Here is a 25,533-nt window from a genome sequence, read left to right on the forward strand (position 1 = left end):
AATCGAAGATATCTATTGTGTTAATTTTATTATTAACCATATCTTTTGCCGGATATCCTCAATCCAAAAAACCGAATATCCTTTTTTTATTTGCAGATGACCAGCGGGCAGATGCCCTTGGCATCAGTGGCAATCCTTATATCCAAACTCCCAACATTGACCAATTGGCAAGGGAAGGAAGTCGATTTACCAACGCCTATGTAATGGGGGGACACCACGGTGCAATCTGCGCCCCAAGCCGGGCGATGCTCTTGAGTGGAAAAAGTCTTTTTCAAGTTTATGACCGGCTCAATGGGGTCAATACCATGCCGATGGATTTTTCAAAAGCAGGCTATACAACTTTTGGTACAGGTAAATGGCACAATGAAAAAGAGGCCTTTGAGGCGACTTTTCAGCAAGCTAAAAATGTCTATCTGGGCGGTATGGCAGACCATTATGCGATTGCACTTAGGGACTTTGATGAAAATGGGAAACTGGGAGATCCTCAAATCAAAGGATTTTCCACGGAGGTTTTTGCAGAGGGAGCCATTGAATTCATCCAAAACCATTCAAAAAACGACGCAGGGAAACCTTTCTTTTGCTATGTAGCCTTCACTGTCCCCCACGATCCCTATTCGCCTGCTCCGAAATTCATCAACTATTATCCTGACGGAAGCCTGCCGCTTCCGGGTAATTATATGGGACTTCACCCTTTTCAGTTTGATCAATTGAACGTCCGTGATGAAAACCTGACTGGCTGGCCACGAAAGCCTGAAGTGATTCAGATGATTCTCTCGGACTATTATGGATTGATCACCCACTTGGACCAGCAGATCGGGAAAATAATTTCTGTTTTGAAAGATAATGGGCAATACGATAACACGATCATCGTCTATGCTGCTGACAATGGCCTGGCAGTCGGAAGCCATGGCCTGCTTGGGAAGCAAAACCTCTACGAGCACAGTACCAAAGTCCCCCTGATCATCAAAGGACCCGGCGTGCCCGAAGGAAAGGAATTTGATGCGCTTACGTATCTGTTTGATTTATATCCTACTTTATCTCAATTGGCAGGATTGCCGAATCCCAAGGAAGTCACAGGCAAAAGTTTGGTTCCGATTCTTCAGGGAAAGGAAACCCAAGTCAGAGGGTCACTTTTTACAGCTTACAGAAATACGATTCGGGCCGTTCGGGAAGGAGATTGGAAGTTGATCCGATATCCTGAAAGGGACTTTACACAATTATTCAATCTGAAAAATGATCCCATAGAGATACAAAATCTAGCTTACGAGGATGATTATGTAGAAAAGAGAGAAGCGCTTTTGAAGCTGATGAAACTTTGGCAAAAAGAAACCGGTGACACCACTGAGTTAACAGCCAAAGTCATCAAGCCTATGGAATACGATCCTAAATCAATCTTAAGGCAACCTGATCAATGGCAGCCTGATTATACTTTAAAGCGATATTTTGAAAAAAACTATTAAAACTAACCGAACAGGACTATTTGTGTCCCTTCTATTTCTTGGGATTTGGAGTCAAGGATTCTCTCAAGAGACGATTGTTTTTGAAGGAGGAAAAGAAGGTCACAAGATCTACAGGATTCCGGCTATCATCGACTTACCCAACGGGGATTTTTTGGCTTTTGCCGAAGGCCGGGTCAATGGTTCTGATGATTTTGGAGATGTCAATCTGGTATTGAAAAGGAGTGAAGATGGAGGAAAGACCTGGTCAGCACTCCAAATGCTGGTAGATTATGACAAGTTGCAGGCAGGAAATCCCGCGCCTGTGGTGGATTTGTATGATCCTGCTTATCCTGATGGAGTGGTTTATCTCTTTTACAACACCGGAAACAACCATGAATATGATATCCGCATGAACAGGGGAGTAAGGGAAGTGTGGATGATGAAATCTTTGGATTTGGGAAGAAGTTGGCAAGAGCCTGTCAATATCACGCCGCAAGTTCACCGACCAAACAATCCAACATTCAATGCCGCCTATGATTCCAAAGAAGATTGGAGGCACTATGCAAATACTCCCGGGCATGCTTTTCAGTTTCAGCAGGGCAAATACAAAGGCAGGATTTACGTGGCTGCCAACCATTCAGTAGGACCGCCGCAGGAGGATTTTATGGAATACCGGGCACATGGATTTTTCTCGGATGACCATGGCAAGACTTTTCAGTTGTCTGAGTCCATAGAAATTCCCGGTTCGAATGAGGCTATTGCCACGGAACTTTCAGCCGACAGGATGATTATGAGCGTCAGAAATCAACGCGGAGATATCAGAAGTAGAATTTTGGCCTATTCCTCCGATGGTGGCAAAACTTGGGATGAAGCTTATTTCGAAGCAGCGCTTCCCGATCCGGTCTGTCAAGGTTCCATCCTTCCGCTAGGTGAAAGAAATGGAAAAACCATTTTGGCCCATTCCAATGCTGCAGATCCCAAAAATAGGAATAACCTCTCGCTCAAGATCAGTTTTGACGAAGGGAAAACCTGGGAAAAATCAATAGTAATTGACCGAACCGATGATCCAAATAAACAGGCTTGGACTGCATACAGTGATTTGGTCAGGGTGAATGATAAGAATGTAGGAGTACTATACGAACAGGATAATTACACAAAAATTATTTTCAAAAAGATCAAGTGGAAGGATTGAATTTTTAATCCTTCTTCAAAAATAAAAATTCGCTTTTAATATTTAAACCGAAAAAATGAATACCCGAATCCAAGAATTGGTAGAAAAGTTACAACTCAAGCCGCATCCTGAGGGAGGTTATTTTTCCGAAACATACCGATCAGGCTTGGATACTGCAGGTGCTGAGCGGTCTTTGGCGACATGCATTTACTTTTTGATGACATCGGACAATGTCTCCAAATTCCACACCATCGCGGGGGATGAAATTTGGTTTTACCATGAAGGCAGTCCGCTGACGGTGCATATTCTTTCTGTAAAGGGCTATGAAAAACTCTTGGTAGGCCCACTTGATAATGAAGGCCACCGACCGCAGCAATTGGTTCCTCCGGGAGTGATTTTTGGATCTACGGTAGAGCAGCCAGATTCTTATTCCCTTGTTTCCTGTATGGTCGCTCCGGGTTTTGATTTCCAAGATTTTAGGTTGTACAGTGCCGACGAACTCCTTTCCAAATGGCCGGAAGCAAAGGAGATTATTCAGAGATTAACTTGAAGGAGGTAAATTGAAAAGAGTTTGTCAAAAAATGTCAAAAGATGCTATCCTTTGTCTGAATATTCAAAATCCGAATTGATTTCCGCGACATCAGATAGGAAAAGCGGATCTGAGGAAGCTTTTTTTAGCAATTCTATTTTTTCAGATCTGATATCATCAATTTCCTCTATGATCACTTTTGCGCTTTTTGAAGTTTTGAATGTATCAGACAAATCGATGATCAATTGATTGTTTTTTGGCATATCATGAGGTTTTTCAAATGTCATTTTTTTCTTCATTTAAATTAAATCGATTCCTGTCAACTTAAAATAAAGTCGTTTAAAAGTTTCACTCTTTTTCAATTTTTGGAAGTCGGGAATTAATGCAACCAACTTTTCTGCGTGCATATAGTCAATGTAATTAAAGCTGCCGCCTCTACTTTGTGTGAAAAGTCTGTTGAGCTTCTTCTTCGGATTTTGAACTTGGTCTGGTCGCCTTTCGTGTCCGATTGTAACTTGCCTTGTCTGGGTAGAAAGAAAAATTGAAATTGCTCTTCCGTCAGCGATCAGCCAAGATTCCAACTCCTGTTCAATACAGATTAAATGCACCCTGGTTCGTGGAACATTTGCTGCGTTTAAAGATTCAAAAATATTGTCACGGTCTTCTTTCATACAAGGTCTTGTTCTGTCTTCACGCCAATCGGGATATAAATCCCAAACAATGAAAACCGTTTCACAGCCTGATTTTATCAATTGCTTTGCCGCTTCTCCACATCCACTGATTAATTTGGGCTTGTTGTCAAGTGTAATGGCCACAAACTCGTCATCAGGTCGAATTCTGCCTACTAAGTTTTTACAAACCTTTAAGTCTGCCCCTTGGGGACCGCACTCTAAAATAAATCCTAACTTCATACGCTTAGCTTGAGAATCCTTTTTGGGTGTATAATTGTCCTGGTGCAAATTTCTTTGACCATTCAAGGACCTCTTCATCATCTCCCGGACGTGAAAAAGAAACTTTCTCATCTTTTCTTTCTACAAAAACGATTTGAGAAATATGCAATTGGTCAAGCAGATAAGGCGAATGTGAAGTGATTAAAACTTGTCCTTTCTTGTTATCAATGTAGTTTCTGATTTCGGATACAACAAGGTGAATGGTTCTTGGGTCAAGCCCGTTTTCTAGTTCTTCAATCACGATTAAGGGCGAGGGTTCAGGATGGCGAAATACAGCTAAAAGTGCCAATATTTTCAGAGTTCCTGTTGAAAGCATCCAGCCAGGTAGTTTAAAATCCTGCTCAGAAAGCTGCAGGTAAACCATTTTTTCCAACTCTTGTGTTATCTGCGGTTGAAGGTCTTTGGCATAAGGCAAAACATATTGGAGCGTTTCTAAAATACCTGTATAAACTTCTAAGTTTTTTTCGCGGATAGAAAGAACATATTCTGCTATATTTCTCCCATCAGTATTTAGTTTTATCACACCACTTGTTTTCTTTTGTGATTGAGGGTCACCCATCAAAAAAGTGTTCATAGAAAGAAATTGCCAACTCTCCACATATTTCCTTATTCCTATCTCTGCTGTTAAAATCGAAAGTTCGGGGCGTAACCAAAGGGTTTCTCTATCATCGGTTATATAAAGGTGGTCCGGTGTTCTTTTTCTTATAAAATTGTTGGGTTGATGCGGATAGTTTACAGATTCTTCCAAAAAATATATATGTTCAGCTAAGTCTTGACCTATAGCTGAAGAAAACCGTGTTTTTTGCTTTTGAAAAACTGCATTAAATATAAATTCCATCGGAGCATAAAAATATTCAATACCTGCACTGTTGAACTTACGTTGTTTCTTTTTGCCTTTATGGTGGATATGCTCAAATTTTCTCCAACGACTCATTGATTTCTCCAAACCATCGGTAACAATTACCTGAAAGGTTTCCAGTGCCTCAAGAAGAGAACTCTTTCCGGATCCATTATACCCAATAAAAGCCGTTAGCGGTGTCAATTTTACTTTGGCATTTTCTATGGCTTTGAAATTTTTGATTTCTAAATTTTTAATCATCGTCTGATTTTTTAATTAGGTTTTATCAATTCTCTTTCTACATCACGGTATGCGTTTTGGGTAGCGACCTTTTGAGGTTGCGGGACAACTGGGAAAGCAGATAGGATATAAGCAAATTCTTCCTCACTTAAGCCATATATGTGGGCAATAATGCCGTCTAACTCTGCCCTTAGTTTGCTCCGTTCGTATTCCTGTGTTGCTGCTTCTTTCTCACTCCACGTGGTTTTCATTACCTCTTCCCATAGTTGGGCAAATTCCTCGGTGGTGCAGATTAAGCGGGCTGCCCGTTCTACAATGGCTGTAAACCATTTGTCCTTGGATTTTAAGCGAGGAACTGGAAGTTGATAGATGTAGAACATATTAACATTGTTCGTTATCATCTGTCGTGCGTAAAAATCAACAATGAAGCTGTTCAATAATGCTTGAGCAACAACCAGATTTGCCCCAACCAAATCCTGTGAAACCAACAAGGAGTTACCACAGAAAACGTTTCTAGGAATTGGACCTACAATTATTGTTCTGCTATTTGTGTTTCCTGCAACTGCTCTAAATCCAAGCCTGTAATCTTGATATGGTAAAAATTCTCCATCATCATCTTTTCTTTTTCCAATTATTGCTTGTCTTCCTGCCTTTTCATCAACCCAATATTTCGCCAAACTTGTATAATGTTCAAATTGATTTATCATTTTACCTTCGTATAAAGGCAAAGAATTTTTACTTGGCTTTGTTTTAAACAAATGACTATCACCAGTCATATGAAATTCGCTTCCAATTTTTAGATTCCATTCATTTTCGCTGATTTCCCCTAATGGTGAAAACATCACCATTTTGTCTATTATCTTCTTGTCAATTTCACCGTGAAATTCCATTACAGATAATGCATCTGGAGATAATTTGGCAATAAGCTCAGGGGATAATTCAATATAATCGTCTCCGGCATCAAAAAGATATTCTAAATCTCTAGGATGTATAGCTTCTCTTGGGTCAATTCTAAAAATAGCATTGAACTTTTTTGTCTTTTTCCCCTTCTCAAAACTCAAAAAACAAAACTTGAAAGCGTGATGAACATTTTCAAAAATGAACTTCTCATTTGATAGACTAATCAGATTGGAAATTTGAGTGTCTTCGAACAGCATTTTTCGCAACTGCATAGTTCCTAAACCTGTATATATGGCACTTGGAATTACAATACCGCAGTATCCTCCTTTTCTTAAAAGATTATAGCATTGTTCGGTAAAAAGTTTATATAGGTTTATGTCTGAACCCGCCTTCTTTCCATTAACTACTGATATTTGATTTTTATATTGAGTAGCAATTCTATAATAGGAACTAACATGTGGGAAACGACTAAGATAATCCGTCCAAGCAGCCCTAATTTCATCATCTTGAAGGAGTATTTCTTGTTCTTTTTCAAAGTCCTTGATGTTCATTTTCTTCTTTGAAACCACTTTGGAGTAGTCAAGAAAGAATTCCTTCGAGTTAGGTTTAAATACTTCCCAAGGGGGATTAGTAATAATCGCATCAAAGCCATCTTTCTTTCTGAAAATTTCTGAGAATTCATAACCCCAATGAAAGGGTTCTAGGGATTGTATGTCTTTTAAATTGATGCTTCTCTTAATGCTTTTACCTACTTTGTTTTTCTTGTTGTCCCAAGTTACTTGCTCGTATATAATACCAAGATTTGTAAATTCCTCCACTAATAAATTATCGAGAATTTCATTTGCTTTTTGTTCGCTTTCATCAATTGTTTTCTTTAAACCTTCAATGTCTGTTATTCCAAGCTCATATGCATTCCGAAAGCTGCGAATGGCTGCTTCCTTTTCGTTAATCAGTTGTTTATAGGATTTAGAGTGACCTTCAGCAAAGATGTTCCCTTGAATCAACCCAGGCTGAAAAAGTGTGGCATTACTAACTATTTTGCCTTTTGGAGTCTGTTGTGGTATATGCTTATTAAATCTATTTGGGTCTACTCTCATCATTCCAATAAGCGAGTTACCACTCATGATGTTAAAGTCAATATTGGGTAGTGGTTCTAATTGTTCAACGGTTTCGGCACTGGCTACCAAAGCAAGAAACAAACGGAGTTTGGCAATTTCTGTGGCTTCTTCCATCAAGTCCACCCCATAAAGATTATTGGTGATGATTTGTTTTTTGATGTAATAGTTAATGCTCGGATGGTCTTTTTCAATTTGCTGTTTCCATTCGGTCAGTTTCTTATCGCCAAAAAATTCAATCTTTCCCAAAATAGCTGCATAAACATTGATAAGGGTTTTCATAGCTGCCACCAAAAATGCACCTGAACCACAGGCAGGGTCGAGCAAACTTAGGTTCGGAATTATAGCTTCTTCTCCTACAATTAATTTTTTACACGTTTTTGCATCCAGATGCAATAATAACTCGGCAATTGAATCATACCGTTTTGCCTTATACTTTTCTGCACCTGCAATTTTTAGAATATCAGCATCTATCTCAGGTTCATTAACTGCATCAAGAATGAGCTTGTAAACAGTTTGCTCACAGAGATATTCGGTGATCTCGGTCCGGGTATAGTATGCTCCAAATGCCTTTTGGTTTATATACTTCTCAAAAATATAACCCAATACATCAGGGTTCATTTCATTGTCTGTTCCACCTGGTGTGTCGTCAAGGGTCCAACTGTATCTGTTGAACAAGTCGAACAAATTATCAAAAGCTTGGTCCGGTATTTTGATTCTCCCTTGATACTTTACTTCTATTTTGTGCAGCAAAAACAAACCTCCGTTCAGGTATCTTATCTCCCCAATTAAATCGTTTATTTTCTTTCTCTCATCAGCATTTCGCCCTCTATTGTCTTTAGGTTTCGCAAATCCTTCAAAGAAAAGTTTAGAGAGGAACTCATTGTAAAATTTATTCTTACCTAAATCCTTTTTTGAGAATTCGAGTTTGTGGTTCAGATACTCTGTATCGCCATTATCCAAAAACATTTTCTTTTGCAGGAAATAGATAAACATCAAGCGGTTGAGAATTACGGAAGCATACCATCTACGGTCCGCTTCATTGTCAATACCTTCAATTAGGTCAAGGAAAACGATGTATTCATTCTGATAATCACGGAAGAATTTCTTTACCACCCGTTCAATATCCAATGCCGATTTAATTCGGGTTGCGACTTCTGCAATGGCAATATTCCCTTCACGGTCAAACTCGCTGATGTCCACCACCAATGAGGCAATCTTGGCAATAAATCCATCACCGGGTTGATGGCGAAAAAAGAAATGTTCTCGGCTTACTACTTTTTTGTCTTGATTTTTTAACCAATGCCAAATGCTTTGTTTGCGGTCGCTGTCTATAAAAATTAAAACGTGTTCAAAGTGTTGTTTCTGAATTTCTTTGGCAATAGCCAATCTTTGTGTGGGTTCAGGAACTTCACCGGTTGGAGTAGTAATTTCAAAAACCACTGCACCGCTTAACTCGGCAATAGGTTTACGGCTAATGGCAATTTCTTTAATGGTTTCATTGATAGCTTTATTGGACGAAGGATTGCTCCAGCCCAATTCCTCAATGAATAGTTTTTTGAAGTCGAATGACTGCAATGCTTTTCTTGTGTGTTCTATATTGAGTTTTGCCATTATCTATTCCTTGTTAATTAAGCCCATTGAGCAAATGATTTGGGGTTCGCGGTTGGCGTTATCTTCTTCAGTTATGATACACAGCTTATCTTCTTCTCTTAATGTTACTACCAAATTTGCCAACTGGTCATCTGATGCACCTGCTTTCAGTTGTCTTCCGATTACCTCTTTTGCAGTTTCTTTTAATGGGTATTTATAAATGTCGTCAATTGCCCTTTTCATTGCTTCGGTTACAAACAAGGTGTCTTTGTATGCTTCGTAGTATCGGGTAAGGTGCATATAGATGCGATAACGGACACTACTTTGCTTGCCAAGCTGCCCTCCGGTGCTTATTTCAATGTCTTTGATATAGTCCAGACCTTTTTCTACCAATTTATGATGTTCAGGAATTTTATATTCAGGTACTGTGTCAGGTGTGCAATAAGCTGCTTTTAAAATGGTGAGTTGAGATTGCGTAATAACTTCTCCTTTTTTGTTTGCCCACACCAACACATCATTATCATCAGCAGTTCGGCTATAAACAATCACCCCTTCGTTTTCTTTGGCTTCTGTGTTTTGTTTGGTAGCATAAACCACATTTTGCATTTCTTGAATTAAGTTGTTCAGTTTAGGGTCAGCATCAGTTGCGTTTTTCCAAATCTGAAAAGCGTAAGAAGCCAAGTCTACTTCACCATCTTCCTCTTCCAAAATTCCAGACTGCTCGCTATAAAGTCCCTCCAATTGCGACCTTACTTTTTGATTATCAAAAAATAATTCATCAGGTGAGCCAAGCACTTCATCACTTTGTTCCAATCTAGATTTTAATCGGCTTCTCAAACGAATAATTTTCTCAATTCCATCTTCCGGTAAAAACGAATAGCAATAGATTTTATCTGCCTTTTGGCCAATCCTATCCACACGTCCTGCGCGTTGAATTAAGCGAATAATAGCCCATGGCAAATCGTAATTCAAAATGATATGGGCATCCTGTAAATTTTGACCCTCACTCAAAACATCTGTTGTTACCAAGACACGTATTTCTTCAGATTCTTTCACCTCTTTGCGTTTGTCGTTGCTTTCGGGGCTAAAACGGTATGCGAACGAAGTTGGGTCATCATTTTCACCAGTTACGCAATCCACTTGCTTAATGCCTTTCTTTTTCAATTCCGCAGTTATGTATTTAGCGGTATCGGCAAATTGAGTGAAAATCAAAACCTTTTCATTGCCGTGTTTTTTGGAAATGAGTTTAAATAAAGTAATGAGTTGTCTGTCTGCTTCTGCACTCCAATCTTTTCCAAGGACAAGAATTTTCATTAAATCACGGCTGTCATTGAGTAATGTGTCTTTAAGTGTTTTTGAAAACAATTCACTGCTTATCCAATCAAAGCGGTTTTTATAGGTGGTAGAAAACAAATCATAAATCTTCTGTGATTGATTGAAGTATGATTCCTCACTTAGCATCAGATTGATTTTTTCAATCTCTGAAACTGTGTTTTCTATGTCTTCATCTTCCAAATAATAGTCCAGCATATTGGCATCTTGCTTTCCGATAGGGAAGGGAAGTTTGTTTTCAATGGCATAGATGAAAATGTAGTTGCGTAGTATGTGGCGGCTTATAGAAAGAAGGAATGAATAACCACTACTTTCTAATCGTTTAAATAAGTTAGTTCTGGCAAATCCTTTTAACCTTGCTCCTGCACGACCTAAATTGCTCATTATCACCAATTCTTCCTTGGTTGGTTTCACCAATGGTTTTTGATTGATGTATTGGTCTTGACCTAAACCATAACGAGGTAAATTCAAATGATTAATAATTTGCACCACATCATCCGCATACAATTTTGCATATTGGTCGCTTGGGTCGTTTGCATCAAATTGATACTCCACTTTTTTAGGTAAGCGGTCTGGAAAATAAGACTTAGAGCCATCAGCAAAAGTCAAAAACTTTCGGTTATTGGTTTCGTCCGTTTGTGTGTAGTAGGCTTTAATAAAACTTCTTGTTCTGCGAACTAAATACAATCGCATTAATTCCCTCCAATCATCCGCAAATTCACTTTTCTCAAATGCGGGTAAACTCCGAATGGGAGTTTGATACTTTGCCATAAACTGAACTTTCCCGCCTATGCTTTCAATAAAGTGTTCAGGGCTGATTCCTAAATCCTTTTCATCAGGAATGAATAAACGCAATTGATTGGATAGATCAAGATATGTTTTGTTGTATGGTGTTGCAGAAAGCAATATCACCTTACTGTCGTTCAATTGAATGTATTCTTGAATAGCTTTGTAACGCTTGCCTTCACGATTACGCAGATTGTGGCTTTCGTCAATGATTACAACACGATAACGCCTCTCTTTTGGTAATACCGTTTGTGCTTGGGTAACTGAAATTATTTTTGCTCTTAATTGATATTTGTGGCGATAATCTTCCCACATTTTTACAAGGTTCTTCGGGCAAATAATTAAGGTTTCTAATAAGAAATCGTCCTCAAACATTTTTGCCAATGCTGTTGCGGTTATAGTTTTTCCTAATCCTACAACATCGCCAATGATTACACCACCTCTTTTATTCAAGTGATGTGCTGCAACCAAAACAGCTTTTAACTGAAAGTCCAAAAGTTGTTTTTCAAAAACCTTGGAAACTTTAAATTCAGAAATTCCGGCTCTTGCTTCACGTGCAAGGTGATAAGCAATTTTTAAATAGATATGATAAGGATGAATTAACTTGTCTGCTGCCCAGCTATTGTCAATAATGTCGGCAAGTTCATCTGATATGTCAATGCAGAATTTATCATCCCAACGGTCATTAAACCATTTTGATAATTTATTTGAAGCGTCTCTGTCTAAAACATCAACATTCAATTCTCCTTGCAATGAAAGCCCTGAAAGAGTTAGGTTACTGCTACCTAGGTAGCCAATTGTTGGATTGATTTTGTCGTCACGGAAACACAAATAAAGTTTTGCGTGTAGCGGATAACGCAAGAATAATTTTACAACTACTTTTTTGTCTTTGATTTGTGCCGATAGTTTTCTAAGTCCTTGCTCGTCAGCTTCCGTAGGAATGCCAATGGTAAGTTGTTCTTTAAATTCCTGTGCAAGTTTTTTTCTTATTGTTATAGCGGTTTGGTTGTCTATGCCACTATGTTCAGTTTTTGAAAAATAGTCCCTAATTATTTCTTGTGGTGGCTTTTGCATTCCCACTAACAGGCGACAACAATTTTCATCACCACCTTTCCAATTGTCAATATGGTGAGCAACTTGTTTCCAACCCCTCAAATTAAAATAGCCTACGCAAAAATCAGCACGATAAGAAACATCGAGAGTATAATTTAAACCCTCCGATAAGTGATTCTCAATGTTGTCAAATATTTGTGGCATTACCTTAATTTTTCAATGTTAAATTCATTTTTAATTTCACTTATTTCACCAGTTTAAATTTGACTTTATTTTCATTTCCTTTTCGATTTTATTTTGAACAACGAAATCTGGGAAAATTCATTTTTTCAAATATAGGAACTGTTTGGTTTCTATTTTTAGCAATATAGTATTGGATTCAATTCGGATTTAGAATATACATTACACTTTCAAAAACTATATGAATTAAAAACTTAAAGAACTTATTTTTAAAATTGAAATTAACAGTTTTTTCTTAAGACTAACTAAATTATAGACTTCCAAATCTTCTCCTCCCACATAATTTTTCAAGGTAAAATTGAATTTGGCTAATTTTTAAGCCAATTTATCCTTGCTTTCAAGATCCTTATGAAAAACCAAAAGCAGATGTATTCCAACTCAAGGTCTTTTATTGATTTATTTAGAAAAACCGCTTTAATTTTCTTTTTGATCTGGTATTCTCAGCCCGAATCATTTGCCCAAAGTACCACTTTCCCAAAAATCGGTGCCTGTGCCGGATATAAGGATGGAGAAATTTTAGCCAATGCAGGGTTTTCCTTTATCGAAGAAAATGTGCAGTCTTTTCTTGTTCCAACCAAAAGTGAGGAAGAATTTGACCAAATTTTAGAAGCCTCCAAATCATCTCCATTGCCCATCCAAGCTTTTATCATTTTCCTTCCCGGAAGCTTAAAAAGTGTGGGTCCCAATGCCGTCCACGAGGAGATTGTGGACTTTGCAGAGGTTGTTTTTCGCCGTGCACAAAAAGCGGGAGGGAAGTTGGTGGTCTTTGGAAGCAGTGGGTCCAGGTCTGTTCCTGATGGGTTTTCGAAAGAAGAAGCTACCGCTCAAATGATTGCTTTGGGAAAACTCCTCGGACCAATCGCCGCCAAGTATGATATCACCGTGGTGTTGGAATCACTCAATACCAAAGAATGTAATTTTATCAACAGCCTCAGTGAAGCCGGGGAGATCGTCAAAGCTGTCAACCATCCCAATTACAGGTTGCTTGCGGACATCTACCATATGAAAATGGAGGGCGAAGGACCCGAAAGCATCCTGAATTATGGCCATCTCCTCAAACATGTCCACGTGGCTGAGAAGGAAGGCCGGGCCGTTCCCGGAACCCACGGAGAGGATTTGAGCCTATATTACCAGGCTTTACAATTGTCAGGTTATGAGGGTTCGGTTTCTTTGGAAAGCCGGTGGGAAAACATGGAAAATCAGGCGGCTAAAGCCATTGAAACGATAAAAAAGCAGTGGTAAATAATATAATGTCAAAATTTTAAAGGGATTTGTTAGATTAATCATCCGTTTTGAATTTCAGCATTATTTCCTGTCTTTAAGAAGAAAAACCTATTGCGTGGTTTTATTTCTTTTTGACAAAACTTAACCTATGAAAAAACGCCCATTTAAATTACAACTATACCCGATTCCAAACTTCCAATTCACATGAAAAAACCCAAAAAAGAATCTTCTGACCAATCACGGCGGAATTTTATAAAAAACGCAGCCATAGCTTCTTCCATCTTTATTGTTCCCCGTCACGTCTTGGGAGGCGTTGGATTTACAGCTCCAAGTGACCAATTGAACCTCGCTGCCATCGGTGCCGGTGGCAAAGGAACAAGCGACATTTTCAATGCCTCTGTGAATGGACGCGAAAGGGTCGTGGCTTTGTGTGATGTGGATTTTTCGGGTTCTGCCAAAAAATCTGTGGAGAATTTTCCCAAAGCAAAACTCTACGCGGATTACAGGGAAATGCTGGAAAAAGAAAAAGACATCGATGCCGTGACCATTTCCACTCCTGACCATGTGCATGGTCCGGCAGCAGCTTTTGCCATGGCAAGGGGAAAACATGTCTATGTTCAGAAACCCATGACACATAACATCCGGGAAGCAAGAATGCTGACCGAAATGGCAAGGACCAACAAAATTGTCACCCAAATGGGCAATCAGGGCGCCTCCAATCCCCTGCTTGACATGGTCAAAAAATGGGTTGATTCAGGGAAATTAGGGAAAATTTCCAAAGTGCAGATCTGGACCAACAGGCCGGTATGGCCTCAGGGAGGACCTTTTCCTGCCTCTGATCCAAGCTCAAAGCCTAGCGCCCTCAATTGGGATCTTTGGCTAGGACCTGCACCAGAGATTCCTTTCACTCCCAACTTACACCCCTTCAACTGGCGTGGATGGTGGGATTATGGAACTGGAGCTTTGGGAGATGTGGGATGCCATTTGATCGATATTCCATTCAGAACACTTGGACTTCATTATCCAAAAGATGCGGAATGCAGTGTTGGGTCTGTTTTCTCCAAAATGTGGACACCGGATTACAATCCTGAGGGTTGTCCTGCATCCTCTTTTATCACTTTGCATTTTGCTGCTACGCAAAAAAGCCAATCTCCTATCGAAATGACCTGGAGTGATGGCGGCATCAGACCTTCGCACCCTGATATCATTCCTGCAGACCACGATATCGGCGGTGCAAACAGTGCCAACGGCGTCATGATTATCGGGGAGAAGGGAATCATCACCACCAACATCAACGACAGCTCTCCGCTGATGCCAAAGTTGTATATGAACGATGGCACCACAGAATTTGGGCCGGACAGGTTGGAAAATCAGGAACCTGAATATGGCCACCAACGCAAGTGGGTAGATGCCATCAAAGCCGGATTTGAAAGTGCCGAACACAAGGGGTTAACGTCCTCTTTTGATTATGCAGGACCGATGACTGAGACGGTTTTGATGGGAAATCTTGCCATCCGAAGCTACATGCTGAGAAGGGAAAACAGCAAAGGGCAGATGGAATTTTTTGGCAGAAGGAAATTGCTTTGGGATGGGGAGAACATGAGAATCACCAATCTTGAAGAAGCCAATCAATTTGTCGGCAGAACATACAGAAAAGGTTTTGAGGTATAGCACCTCAATTCCTTTTTTGCTTTTATTTAAACCTATCCAACCCATAACCAGCCATGTTGACCCTACTGATTATTCTATTTGCATTGGCGCTCATCCTGATAGCCATTGTCAAGTATGATATCCATCCGTTTTTAGCCCTATTTGTAGGCGCAATTGTATACGGACTATTATCCGGTATGCCGGTGGATCTGATTCTCAAGTCCATAACGGATGGTTTTGGGGGAGTTTTGGGAAGTATCGGTTTGCTGATATTGTTGGGCGTGATAATGGGTACTTTCTTGGAAAAAACAGGAGGGGCCTTGGTCATAGCAGAAAAGATACTTTCTTGGATTGGTGAAAAATCCGTGACCGTAGCTATGTTGCTGAGTGGTTATATCCTTTCTATTCCGGTATTTGGCGACAGTACTTTCATCATGCTGAATCCCATCAGCAAATCCCTTTCGCTCAAAAGTAAAGTTCCCTATGCTGCGACAACCATTGCTGTGGCTTTGGGAGCCACTGCAAGTCATTCTCTTGTGCCGCCTACTCCGGGACCCATAGCAACAGCGGGGATCTTGGAGGCTGACTTGGGAATGATTATCTTTTGGGGTTTGATTGTAAGTTTGATCACACTGGTCCCAAGTTACTTTTTTATCAGAAAAGTATGTTTGAAAATCCCCCTTGAACCAAAAGTTGCTGAGGTGGAGGTGGGGAAAACTATTCCAAAACCTCCTACAGCATTTTCTTCATTTTTGCCCGTAATTGTTCCTTTGATTCTGATTATTCTTGCCTCAATAGCCAAATATCCAACTTTGCCTTTTGGGGAAAATATGTTTACTACTGTAATCCTGTTTGTGGGTAGCCCGGTAATCGCTTTGCTGATAGGAGCATTTTTGTCTTTCACTTTACCGGCAAAGTTTGACAGGAAGTTATTATCCTCCACGGGTTGGATCGGTGAGGCCATGTTGATTGCTGCACCTGTGATATTGATAACCGGTGCCGGTGGGGTTTTTGGCAAAATGCTTCAAAACTCAGGAATCGGTGACATGGTAAGCGCCAATATGAGCAGTGCCAATTGGGGTATCTTTCTTCCTTTCTTGATTGCCTTTGCCCTGAAAACTGCTCAAGGCTCCTCTACTGTGGCGATGATTACCACAGCTTCAATTATTGCGCCGCTTTTGGTGAGTTTGGGTCTGGATTCGGAGACAATGCGGGTGTTTGCGGCTTTGTCAATCGGTGCGGGCGCGATTGCGATTTCCCATGCCAATGATAGTTTCTTTTGGGCAGTCACCCAATTGTCAGGCCTTTCGATCAAGCAGGGAAATCAAACGCATAGCTTGGGAACGCTGATCATGTCAGTTACAGCGATTTCGGTGATTTATTTGATTACGCTTTTTGTTTAAAGGACGGAAGACAGAATACTGATGTAACCAGCTTTCTAGCCATTGAGCATGAAATGGATGGGATGATTTTGTTTTTTTTACCACTTACCATTCACCTCCCACCTCTAAATACTTCCTACATCCTCATTCAGAATTTTACATTCTTCATTCCAAATTATCTCGCTGTCCAGCCACCATCCACCGTCAGCATCGAACCAACCATATATGTTCCGGCGTCACTTGCCAACAATAAGGCTGCACCCTGGATTTCTTTCAGATGGCCCCATCTTCCCAAGGCAGTGGCTCCTACCACAAATTTCTTTCCCTCTTCGGTATCTGCAATGGGCAAATTCATTTCTGTGAGAAATGGCCCCGGACAGATAGCATTGACCGTGATATTGAAAGGGGCCAATTCCAATGCCAAGGCGCGGGTCATCTGGACAACTGCACCTTTGCTTGAGGCATACGGGGTCCGGTTGGCCAGTCCTACCAAGCCGAGAGTACTTGCCATGTTGATGATGCTGCCTTTGCCGGCCTTTTTCATAAATGGCGTCACAGCCCTGTTGCAAAGCCATGTTCCGGTGACGTTTACATCCATTACTTTTTTGAAATCGGCCTCACTCAATTCGTCAATTGCGCCACGTATATTGATTCCGGCGCTGTTGATCAGGATGTCTATCCTGCCAAACGCTTCCATGGCAGCATTGGCCATTGCTTCTGTCTGCTCCTTGGAGGAAACATCAGCCGAAAAAGAAATGGCTTTGATGCCATAGGCTTTTTCCAGTTCCAAGGCGGACTCAGCTCCGACAGCCCCGTCCCGACTGACCAACATGACATTGGCACCTGCTGAAGCCAAGCCTGCGGCCATGGCCAAACCGAGCCCTTTGGACCCTCCGGTGATGATGGCGGCTTTGCCACTCAGGTCAAAAAGCTTGATTCCGGGTAATTCACTGACTGAAGTATTCATATTTTTATCTTAAATGAATGTTGATTAATTTTTATTCCAATTTATTTACCAAGCCCCAATTCGCTCTTGCTGTACCGGAGACTGGCGAGGACATTTGCTTCTTCAAAACCAAGCCGCTGCTCTGGTTCTAGGTTACGTGTATAAGGCAACTCCCCGGAAAAGGATTTCTCCCTTACCATTTTGAGAATTCCGGCAAGTTCAGGACCCGATATGTTATCAAATGTGGCCCAATATTCTTCTTCCAGACAGGGGATTTCCAAAGGGTCTCTTGTGATCATTTCCAAGTTGAAGGTAATGTTGGGGTTATATTTCCTGCAAAGTTCAACTCCTTTTTTGAGGTCGACTATCCCTTCTCCAAGCGGAACCTCAGACAGCAAAAAGCCTTTGGAATAGGATTTGACGCCCATATCCTTAATATGGGTGGAAAATGAATAAGGAGCCAAAAGGTCGATGACATCTTCCGATTTTTCGAGAAGGGAATAATTGTTTCCAAAATCCAAAGTTACTCCGATCCATCCGCTGTCCAGTCCTTTGATGATTTCGACCAATTCAGCCGCGCGCCAGTCTTTGTGGTTTTCGACTGCTAGTTTTATTTTATGCTTCCTTACAATGGGCTCCGCAAACTGAAGTGATAGTATGGATTTTGCTTTGAAATCAAGAAATTCAGCCTCCGTTTTGAAATTTTCATACCTCCTACCACTCAGGCAAACAGTCCTCAGGATTGTCGCACCTGCTTCTTTTGATGCCAAAACTTCCTTCTCAAATTTGTCAATCTCAGCCTTTGACTTAGGCAAACCAATACTTCCTTCCAGGTACATTCCAAGCTTTTCCCTTTGGTCCCTTACTTTTTGGGCAAAATCAGAGGTCCAGTTATTGACTCCAACCTGTACGCCCCCGGCTCCGATCTGATGGCAGTGGTTGATGAGTTGGAGGGCATTTTCGAAACCCGGATATTTTTCGCTTGGGAATTTCGAATTCCACCTTGCTCCATAGGAGTGGACCACTATTCCCATCGAAACCCCTTCAAAATTCATGGAAAAAGAAGGCAATGGAAAAGCCATCGCCAATGCTGCCAATCCTGTTTTTTGTATGAAATTCCTTCTTTCAGAAGAAAAGGAGGAGGTGTGATTATCGGAGGCTCTCATATAGGCGGAATGGGTTTCTAGTTAGGTTTGAGGACAGACAAAGAGTCGGTATGTCGGATAAGTTCGGGAGCGGTCCATGGATACACCCTTCCCTGCGAGGTATGACGGGTAGAGGAAACAGTTCTGCCGCTGATGGCAGGAGCTTGGTTTCCCCATTCATTTCGGATATAGGTCAAGATTGCCGCGATGGAAGCGTCATCCATGGTCGAATGGGCGGGCATGACGGGAAGGATTTCCGGAGCGTCATATTTTTTACCTGATACTTCCAATGGACCTTCCATGCCATGGAGGAGGATGAGGGAAAGCCGGATTTCATCACCGATCACCCATTCCGAAGCAGCCAACGGCGGTCCCATCCTGTTGACTCCAGCGCCGTCCGAACCGTGACAACCGGCACAGGTTACCAGGTATTTTTGCCTGCCCAAAGCAAACTGTTGCATCCCTTTTTCATCAAGAGAATTGGCTGACATTTCTAACAATTTTGGCGTATACCCCGGCCAAGAAAACATGGATTTCAGCATCTCAACTCTTGCAGGTTCGATTTTAAGGTCAGTTCTTTTAAACAATGGAGGTTCTTTTTTCAAAGCCAAAGGCCCTTTTGTTCTACTATTTGCTGCTTGGATGGCCATTCCGGTAAGGACGACCTGATGTTTCCAATCCGAATCCTTAGGAGAATCATCCAATATTGTCAGTAGGCTTTCCAGTTCTTTTGGATCTCTTTTCTTGACAATGGAAACAGTCAGCATTTCCAAAAATATCTCTTTGGCTGGATCTGTTGTCTTCCAATTTTCAGATATCCATAACTTATCCAAGAAATCAAATTCTCGGTTACCAAGACTACTCATGACCGCATCCCTGACCAATGCATTTTCCCCAAAGCGGGAAATTATTTTTTCCAATATTCCCGAAGCATCCTCTTTATTCAGGGCATAACCACTCAAAGCCATTTGCAGAGAAACTTCAATGGGAGCATCCATTACTTTGGAGGTCAATAATTGTCCGAGTTTGGTCTGAATGGTTTTATCTTGGAGTGCAAAAATTTCCAAAAGCCTTATTGCGGTATTTTGTAGCAAAATGGATGGATCATCAAGTAAGTCGAAAAGCAAGTCTGTTGCTATCAAACCCATACCTTCCAAAGTCCAAAGTCCGTGGAACCTGCCCAATTCGGATTTTCCGTTTCGGACCAAGTCTTCCAAATCCGATTTTATGGATACATCCTCCCGCTCGACCAAGAGTCTTTGGGCCATGTCCCTGTGCCAGCCATCAGGATGAGAAAGGCGCTTGATTAGGTCCATGGAGCTTTCTTTGGAAAGTTTTGGATTTGGAGAAGGTTCCCAAACTTCCGGAACAATCCGCCAGATTCTGCCCAAATGAACAGGAAACACCAAGTCTCGCTTCAATGTCTGCTCTCTCAAATAGGGAGTCACATAAGATCCATGTTGCACCATTCCCCTATACATGTCAGCAATATACATTGCGCCATCCGGTCCAATAGTTGAATTAACAGGCCGGAAGCGTTCATCGGTGGAGGCCAAAAATTCTTTACCCGGGTTTGGGTCAAAAGCCTCTAAGAAAATACCATTTTGTTTGACGACGTTCCTTTTTACAAGGTTTCCAGCATTTTCGCAGACAAAAGCATTACCATAATATTCCTCTGGAAATAATGTGCTCCTGAATACGAGTGGAGAACATGCAGATGTAAATTCAAGAAGTTTTCCTTCTTCATCCAAAGTACCGGGGATATAACCCCTGTTCACAGCAAGATTTGGTCTTATCGGAAATATCCGCCGGTCTATCGTCAGTCCATGGTCAATTCCGGTGGAAGGGGAGTGGTTTTTGTTTCGGGAAAGGTAATTGGCAGGAACGAGATCGGCATGCAATTGGGACCAATTGTAATTGTAAAACAACCTTCCCTGATCGTCATGGCTGATACCCCATTGTCCCCGGGCTTCGGTGCTGTCCCGGACCCATTCTCCGCCTAGGTTTTTGTACCGCAACTTTGACTTCACATTGTAATACCAGTTGTCAATATTCCTCAAAAGGCCATTGTCGGAATGCTCAGGAATGCCATTTTGGGAATAAGTAGAGTCCAAAAGTACTTTTGAATCTGCCTTCAGGTCACCATCTATGTCTTTTGTGATCCAAAGGGAATTGTTCTCTGCGACTAGGGCACCACCTTTTATAAGTCCCAAAGCCCTCGGCATGATGAGACTGTCAAGGTAGATGGTGCTTTTGTCCATCACTCCGTCGCCATCTTCGTCCTCCAAAACAGAAATTCTACCGAGAGGTTGCTGCTCTTCAGTACCATCGATGTCGGTCATAAAACCCCTCATTTCGACTACCCAAAGCCTGCCATCTTCATCGAATGTCAGGGCTATCGGATCCTGCACCATGGGTTCAGCCGCGACCAATTGTATTTTAAATCCCTTTTCGATTTCAAAAGTCTCGAGTTCTTCTTGGGGTGATTTTGGCGGAGAGGAATCTTCCCGAAAAGGAGCCTTCTTTTCTGAGCATTGGCTCAAAATTAGAATAGAGAAAAGGAGTAAAAATTTCCGGATAATAGGCATGAAAGGGTTTGTTGCTAATCGGAGCAAAATCTGATTTTCAAGCAATCAAGTCCCTGAAAATCATAATGTAGCTCAAACCCAAATTGCAATTTATTCCCCTGATACACAAGCATCTTTTACAGAGGCGGAAAAAAATCCGATTGGCTGATAATATTCCACCTGAATTAATTTAAACTCGTTTGGATTACAAACCTAAAATGAAGTACAGGCTGTGATTTCCTTTCTTCCAATTTTTGGCATTTCCAACCAATCGGTGATTTTGAAATCATTAGAATGGCAAAAAGGACAAGAATGGACCATTCCCAATGCGTCTATATAAAAACTGAATTTTCCTCCTGACATACAGCCAACTCGTCTTTGGTGGTATCCATGATACATGACAGGAGGGAAGTGGTTGTTTTTCGGATCGTGGTTGAAGGCTACAAACAACTCTTCCATAACACTGATTTGGTCCGGTAGAAGCATCACTTCTTTGTTTCTGTAATGGCCTTCGGCTCTTGGTTCGAGCCATTGAATGAAGTCAGCTCCCAAATTTTCACACAAAGAAGTGTGCTTCGTCAAGAATTCTTCAATTGCATTTTCGCGGGTGATACATACAGAAATGGCAAGGGTGAGTCCCGCATTTACAGTTGCTTTTGCCGCATTGATTGCATGTCCAAAAGCATCTTTATGCCCTCTGAATTTGTTGTTTATTTCGGCATCATGGTGGTCCAGACTCACGACCACACCTGTTGCCCCAGCATCTTTCAGGCGTTTTGCTTTCGCCTCTGTCAGGTTAAATCCTGAAGTCAAAATCCACCATTCGGTACTTTTTTCTCCTGATCTGATCAGTTCCACCATATCCTCAAACCGCACCATGGGCTCTCCACCACTAAGGGAAATATGGCCCAATCCATTATACTGGAGTTTTTTGACGATTTCCTGAAGTTGGGGTAGGGTAAAAGTTTCTCTCAGATTGAGGTTGTCCCATTCGAAGCAATGCTCACAACGCATGGGACATTTGGTCGAAATCGCAAAATTTACCTGTTGATGGGCATTGATAGGAGTGAAATGAGGAACGTAGCGGTTTAACTCTGTCAAGATAAACCTGTCAAAATTTTTGGATGGAAAAGGCGGTAAATATAGCCCAAACCAATACTGCTTGTTTTTGACACTGAACTTTCTCCTGCCATTTTTTGCAAATGCTTTCTCTTTGAATTCCTGTAATCCACGCAGCGCGGTTCTTGTTTTCTTAATTGATTTGTAGGCACGGAAGGCGAGGAGGGCCATATGGAGATTGACCCAAATACCTACCCATATCGTAAGGAAGTATCCCGGCACATTCCGCTTTTGCAAGGGAGTGGCTTCGGAAGGGTTAACTTCTACCATGTCCGGAAAGATTAGCCTTTTGACACCCGGTGTTTTGATTACAGTTTCTTCCATTTCCGGATTATTTAGCATTCAAATAAGCTGACTGGGTGACTTCTTGGTATTTGTTTCTGCTAAAATCTGGGAAGGCTCCCGGTTCCAGAAATTTGGTCAAAAACTTTCGGTCTGCAGGTCCTTCATATTCCCGGATCGGTTCATAATATCCTTTGGTATAAAGGAAAGCTGAATATGCCTTTTCCTTAGAATATTCTCTGACGTCATAGGTAAGGTAAGCCCTGTTTCCGATTTGGTGTTGCTCTAGGTAAATCCCGTCTTTTTCGAGTATGGGAGTTAAAATGTCTCGGTCTTTTTCATCTATTGCCTGTGAGGGCTTGAGGATCTGGATGGAGTTATCCGCAACTGCACCCACCTCTGTTAAGGAAACTCTGTCTATTTCCCAAAACATAAAACCTGTAGTGAGAGAGATTTCGATAGGGGCATTTCCCAAGTCAAAATCCTCTAGAGAAATGGCAACTTCCCTGTTCATTAGAGGACCTATCGTTTTTACTTTTTCCACCAATTTCCACCCGTCTTTGGTTTTGACAGCAATAGTCAAAGGCATATTCTGTTTTTCCTGCCAAGCAATTAATTCTTGTGCAGGTCGCTTTTTTTGATCTTCTGTCCAGCTTACATACTTACTGCCAAATCGGCTTGTGAAATCCGCCATCAAAAAGTCCAGCCACATCGAATTTCTCATATCGACCTGCAGACTCAGCTTCTTCCCTTCCCCCGGATTGTCAAATTTGAGTACAAGTTCATTGACTGAAGATGGGTGTGAAAGATCATTGAAAGAACAGGGGATATTGTCTGTAACTCTGACTTGGTCAAGCATGTCAGTTCTGTCATTGAGAACTGCAGAGGTGGGAGCAATATTTTGTTTGACGAGGTGCAATTTGCCATTTGGACTGACTGTAATTTGGTCACCGGGCTGATGCTCTACCAAAATCAGGTCAGCCATATCTGTATATTGTCTTTCTTTCAGTTCATTGCTGATCTGAACTTTTACCTCATTGCCAATCGCAGCTGCAGGTAAAGGGACGAAATCCTCCCGTGCCAAAGAAGGATAAATGGAACCGCCAAAAGACTCTCCCTGTAGTGCGTAATTTTCCCCATCAAACACGCTTACAAAAGGACAAGAACTTTTTGTCAAAACATAAATCGCCGAAATTAAAGCGAGTGTCCCTATGGTGATTCCAATTACGGCCAAAACCGTATTGCCATCACTTCTTCCCTTGTCTCTTTCGATCAACTCAATTTTACTGATGTCAGAGAGAGGAATAACTACATTGGTCCCCACTTCGCCGATTTCGTCCATATCTGTATAGATATGGACTTCATGGAGCACAGCAGGTGCACTGGATTTATACCTGAATTTTCCATCAACATCATTGATGTATGTTTGGTATTGTGGAGGAACTACATCCAAGGTCGCCTCCAGTTCCTGTTTTTCCTTGTTGATCTGCATATTTCGCAGCAAAAAAATACCTTGGCTGCTGTGCACGATAAAAGTCTTTTGGTTGAGTGAATCTATTTGACTTGCTTTGGTTTCCGGGGAGGCAGATGCCGATTTGGGGATAGGTTTATAGTAATTGCAGCCAACAGACATCAGAAATCCAAAAGCGAAAATGAGGCCTGGGATCCGTTTTAATAGTTTCTCTTTCATAACTATTTATTTTGGGTTAAACTGTATTTGGTAAGTCAGAAAAAAAATCGACGAACACGATACTATATTCTAAATCTAACCAAAGTATGGAGGACATTAAAGAGTTTTTTTGGCAAAAAATCCAAATTCAAATAGGAATTGCTGCCAATTATTCTTTCAACTAAATATTATCAAAATCTATTTGGATACAAAAAAATACTCCCGATTATTCTTTTCAAAACAAGGAAAAGGAATCCAAAGAGGATTCCTGACATTAACTTACAAGCTGTTTTTATCTATCAAACACTCCACATTGGGATGCATCCAAAGGAAAGATGCTGGACATTGTGTTGATATTTTTCTGTCCAAAATCTGTTTGATGGCTTCCTGTTTGCCTTTGCCCGTGATGAGGAATATTATTTTTCTTGTCTCAAGGATATCCTTCATGCCTACACACAATCCATAAGCTGGTTCCGGACCTTGTGACAATGCCGGGTCATGCTGTATGGTTGAAGGTGCCAAAACAGCTTTATGAAAATAAGGCTGCAAAAAATCAGCAGGTTCATTGAAAGCAATGTGGGCGTTTTTTCCCAATCCCAAAATACAAATGTCAAAAGGCTCTTGATCGCTGATAAAGTTTTGCATTCTCGTGCACTCGGCCGCTACCGATTCGGGTGCAGTATCAAATCCAACATACCTTTCAGCCGGAATTTCCAAAGGTTCCAACACATGTTTTTTGATGTAGGATTCGCAGGAATCAGGATGGGAGAGCGGAATGATTCCCCACTCGTCCATTTTGACTACACGCATCCGGTCAAAGAGGGATTTGTTTTTTGCCATTTCGGCGTACATTCCCGTAGGAGAATTTCCCGTAGCGGCACAAAACAAGAGGTCTCTTTTGAGTTGTACCTCATCCATGACAAGCTTTGCAGCATATTGGCTTAGGGAATCGTAATTTTCAAGATAGGTGATTTTCATAATCCAAATCTATCAAAACCATCAATGAAATCAGAAAATACAGGCAGGTAATTGCACATGATGGTCTCCAGTATTTTGATTTAATGTATGTACATAATTATGCCAGTAGATTGGATATCCATTTAAATTTTTGTTTGCAGACTGAAATATCCGGTACATCGGTCTTCCGACTTCCGTCTTCCGTCCCCATGAAGAAGAATATGGCGTTACTGGCAAAGAAGCGTATATCCATGTTTGATTTTCCCATTCAAGTATAAATTCTGGCAAAATTGGTTCAATTGGATATATTTGTATAGGTGCCCAAAATCGATTGTCTGATTTTGGATAGGTGTTTTCAATACTCGTGGAAATCCAATCAATGCCTTGCTTTCTGTTTTCCATTCAA

At 41.1% G+C, this 25,533-nt stretch carries 18 protein-coding genes; 6 read left to right on the top strand and 12 right to left on the bottom strand.

Annotated features, from left to right (window positions below; genetic code table 11):
- Positions 1–17 precede the first annotated feature (17 nt).
- Genes M3O96_RS09290 through M3O96_RS09300 form a run of 3 tightly spaced genes read left to right on the top strand, consistent with a single transcriptional unit; the run spans position 18 to position 3,160 of the window.
- The gene (locus M3O96_RS09290) at positions 18–1,460 is read left to right on the top strand and encodes a sulfatase family protein (RefSeq protein ID WP_249720070.1); all 1,443 of its coding nucleotides are present in this window, start codon (positions 18–20) and stop codon (positions 1,458–1,460) included.
- Positions 1,461–1,482: 22 nt separating this feature from the next.
- Complete coding sequence (locus M3O96_RS09295; RefSeq protein WP_249720071.1) at positions 1,483–2,631, top strand: sialidase family protein; 1,149 nt, start codon at positions 1,483–1,485, stop codon at positions 2,629–2,631.
- A 55-nt stretch (positions 2,632–2,686) separates the two neighbouring features.
- Positions 2,687–3,160: a cupin domain-containing protein gene (locus M3O96_RS09300; RefSeq protein ID WP_249720072.1), complete on the top strand. Its 474-nt coding sequence runs from the start codon at positions 2,687–2,689 to the stop codon at positions 3,158–3,160.
- A gap of 44 nt (positions 3,161–3,204) precedes the next feature.
- Here M3O96_RS09300 and M3O96_RS09305 read toward each other — a convergent pair whose 3' ends face one another.
- From M3O96_RS09305 to M3O96_RS09325, 5 genes are read right to left on the bottom strand one after another with little or no spacing between them, the layout of a single operon-like run.
- On the bottom strand, positions 3,205–3,402 hold the full coding sequence (locus M3O96_RS09305) for a hypothetical protein (RefSeq protein ID WP_249720073.1): 198 nt from the start codon (positions 3,400–3,402) through the stop codon (positions 3,205–3,207).
- 36 nt (positions 3,403–3,438) lie between these two features.
- Complete coding sequence (locus M3O96_RS09310; RefSeq protein WP_249720074.1) at positions 3,439–4,050, bottom strand: hypothetical protein; 612 nt, start codon at positions 4,048–4,050, stop codon at positions 3,439–3,441.
- Between the two features lie 4 nt (positions 4,051–4,054).
- Positions 4,055–5,188 (bottom strand): AAA family ATPase, encoded by a 1,134-nt coding sequence (locus M3O96_RS09315; protein ID WP_249720075.1) that lies wholly within the window; start codon positions 5,186–5,188, stop codon positions 4,055–4,057.
- Between the two features lie 11 nt (positions 5,189–5,199).
- Entirely contained in the window at positions 5,200–8,796 is a 3,597-nt protein-coding gene (locus tag M3O96_RS09320) for an Eco57I restriction-modification methylase domain-containing protein (protein WP_249720076.1), read from the bottom strand.
- 3 nt (positions 8,797–8,799) lie between these two features.
- Complete coding sequence (locus M3O96_RS09325) at positions 8,800–12,150, bottom strand: helicase-related protein (RefSeq protein ID WP_249720077.1); 3,351 nt, start codon at positions 12,148–12,150, stop codon at positions 8,800–8,802.
- Positions 12,151–12,534: 384 nt separating this feature from the next.
- On the opposite strand from M3O96_RS09325, the gene M3O96_RS09330 reads away from it, so the two are divergent.
- The 3 genes from M3O96_RS09330 (at position 12,535) to M3O96_RS09340 (ending at position 16,463) form a co-directional block, all read left to right on the top strand.
- Positions 12,535–13,428 (top strand): sugar phosphate isomerase/epimerase family protein, encoded by an 894-nt coding sequence (locus M3O96_RS09330; RefSeq protein ID WP_249720078.1) that lies wholly within the window; start codon positions 12,535–12,537, stop codon positions 13,426–13,428.
- A gap of 186 nt (positions 13,429–13,614) precedes the next feature.
- Positions 13,615–15,081: a Gfo/Idh/MocA family protein gene (locus M3O96_RS09335; protein WP_249720079.1), complete on the top strand. Its 1,467-nt coding sequence runs from the start codon at positions 13,615–13,617 to the stop codon at positions 15,079–15,081.
- 53 nt (positions 15,082–15,134) lie between these two features.
- A complete protein-coding gene (locus tag M3O96_RS09340) occupies positions 15,135–16,463 on the top strand; it encodes a GntP family permease (RefSeq protein WP_249720080.1) in 1,329 nt (442 codons plus the stop codon).
- Positions 16,464–16,617: 154 nt separating this feature from the next.
- Here the strand turns inward: M3O96_RS09340 and M3O96_RS09345 are convergent, their stop codons facing one another.
- From M3O96_RS09345 to M3O96_RS09375, 7 genes are all read right to left on the bottom strand, one after another.
- Positions 16,618–17,409: an SDR family NAD(P)-dependent oxidoreductase gene (locus M3O96_RS09345; RefSeq protein ID WP_249720081.1), complete on the bottom strand. Its 792-nt coding sequence runs from the start codon at positions 17,407–17,409 to the stop codon at positions 16,618–16,620.
- A 41-nt stretch (positions 17,410–17,450) separates the two neighbouring features.
- On the bottom strand, positions 17,451–18,554 hold the full coding sequence (locus tag M3O96_RS09350) for a sugar phosphate isomerase/epimerase family protein (protein ID WP_249720082.1): 1,104 nt from the start codon (positions 18,552–18,554) through the stop codon (positions 17,451–17,453).
- 17 nt (positions 18,555–18,571) lie between these two features.
- Positions 18,572–21,121, bottom strand: coding sequence for a DUF7133 domain-containing protein (locus tag M3O96_RS09355; protein ID WP_249720083.1), 2,550 nt, complete (start codon positions 21,119–21,121; stop codon positions 18,572–18,574).
- A gap of 192 nt (positions 21,122–21,313) precedes the next feature.
- Complete coding sequence (locus M3O96_RS09360) at positions 21,314–22,543, bottom strand: radical SAM protein (RefSeq protein WP_249720084.1); 1,230 nt, start codon at positions 22,541–22,543, stop codon at positions 21,314–21,316.
- Between the two features lie 7 nt (positions 22,544–22,550).
- A complete protein-coding gene (locus M3O96_RS09365) occupies positions 22,551–24,191 on the bottom strand; it encodes a hypothetical protein (RefSeq protein ID WP_249720085.1) in 1,641 nt (546 codons plus the stop codon).
- Between the two features lie 258 nt (positions 24,192–24,449).
- Positions 24,450–25,148: a 6-phosphogluconolactonase gene (locus tag M3O96_RS09370; RefSeq protein ID WP_249720086.1), complete on the bottom strand. Its 699-nt coding sequence runs from the start codon at positions 25,146–25,148 to the stop codon at positions 24,450–24,452.
- A gap of 30 nt (positions 25,149–25,178) precedes the next feature.
- Positions 25,179–25,529 carry a hypothetical protein gene (locus tag M3O96_RS09375; RefSeq protein ID WP_249720087.1) on the bottom strand — a complete coding sequence of 117 codons (351 nt, stop codon included), beginning with the start codon at positions 25,527–25,529 and terminating at the stop codon, positions 25,179–25,181.
- Positions 25,530–25,533: the final 4 nt, after the last annotated feature.

Origin of the sequence: Aquiflexum sp. TKW24L, assembly GCF_023502205.1 — a bacterium.
Classification (GTDB): Bacteria; Bacteroidota; Bacteroidia; order Cytophagales; family Cyclobacteriaceae; genus Cognataquiflexum.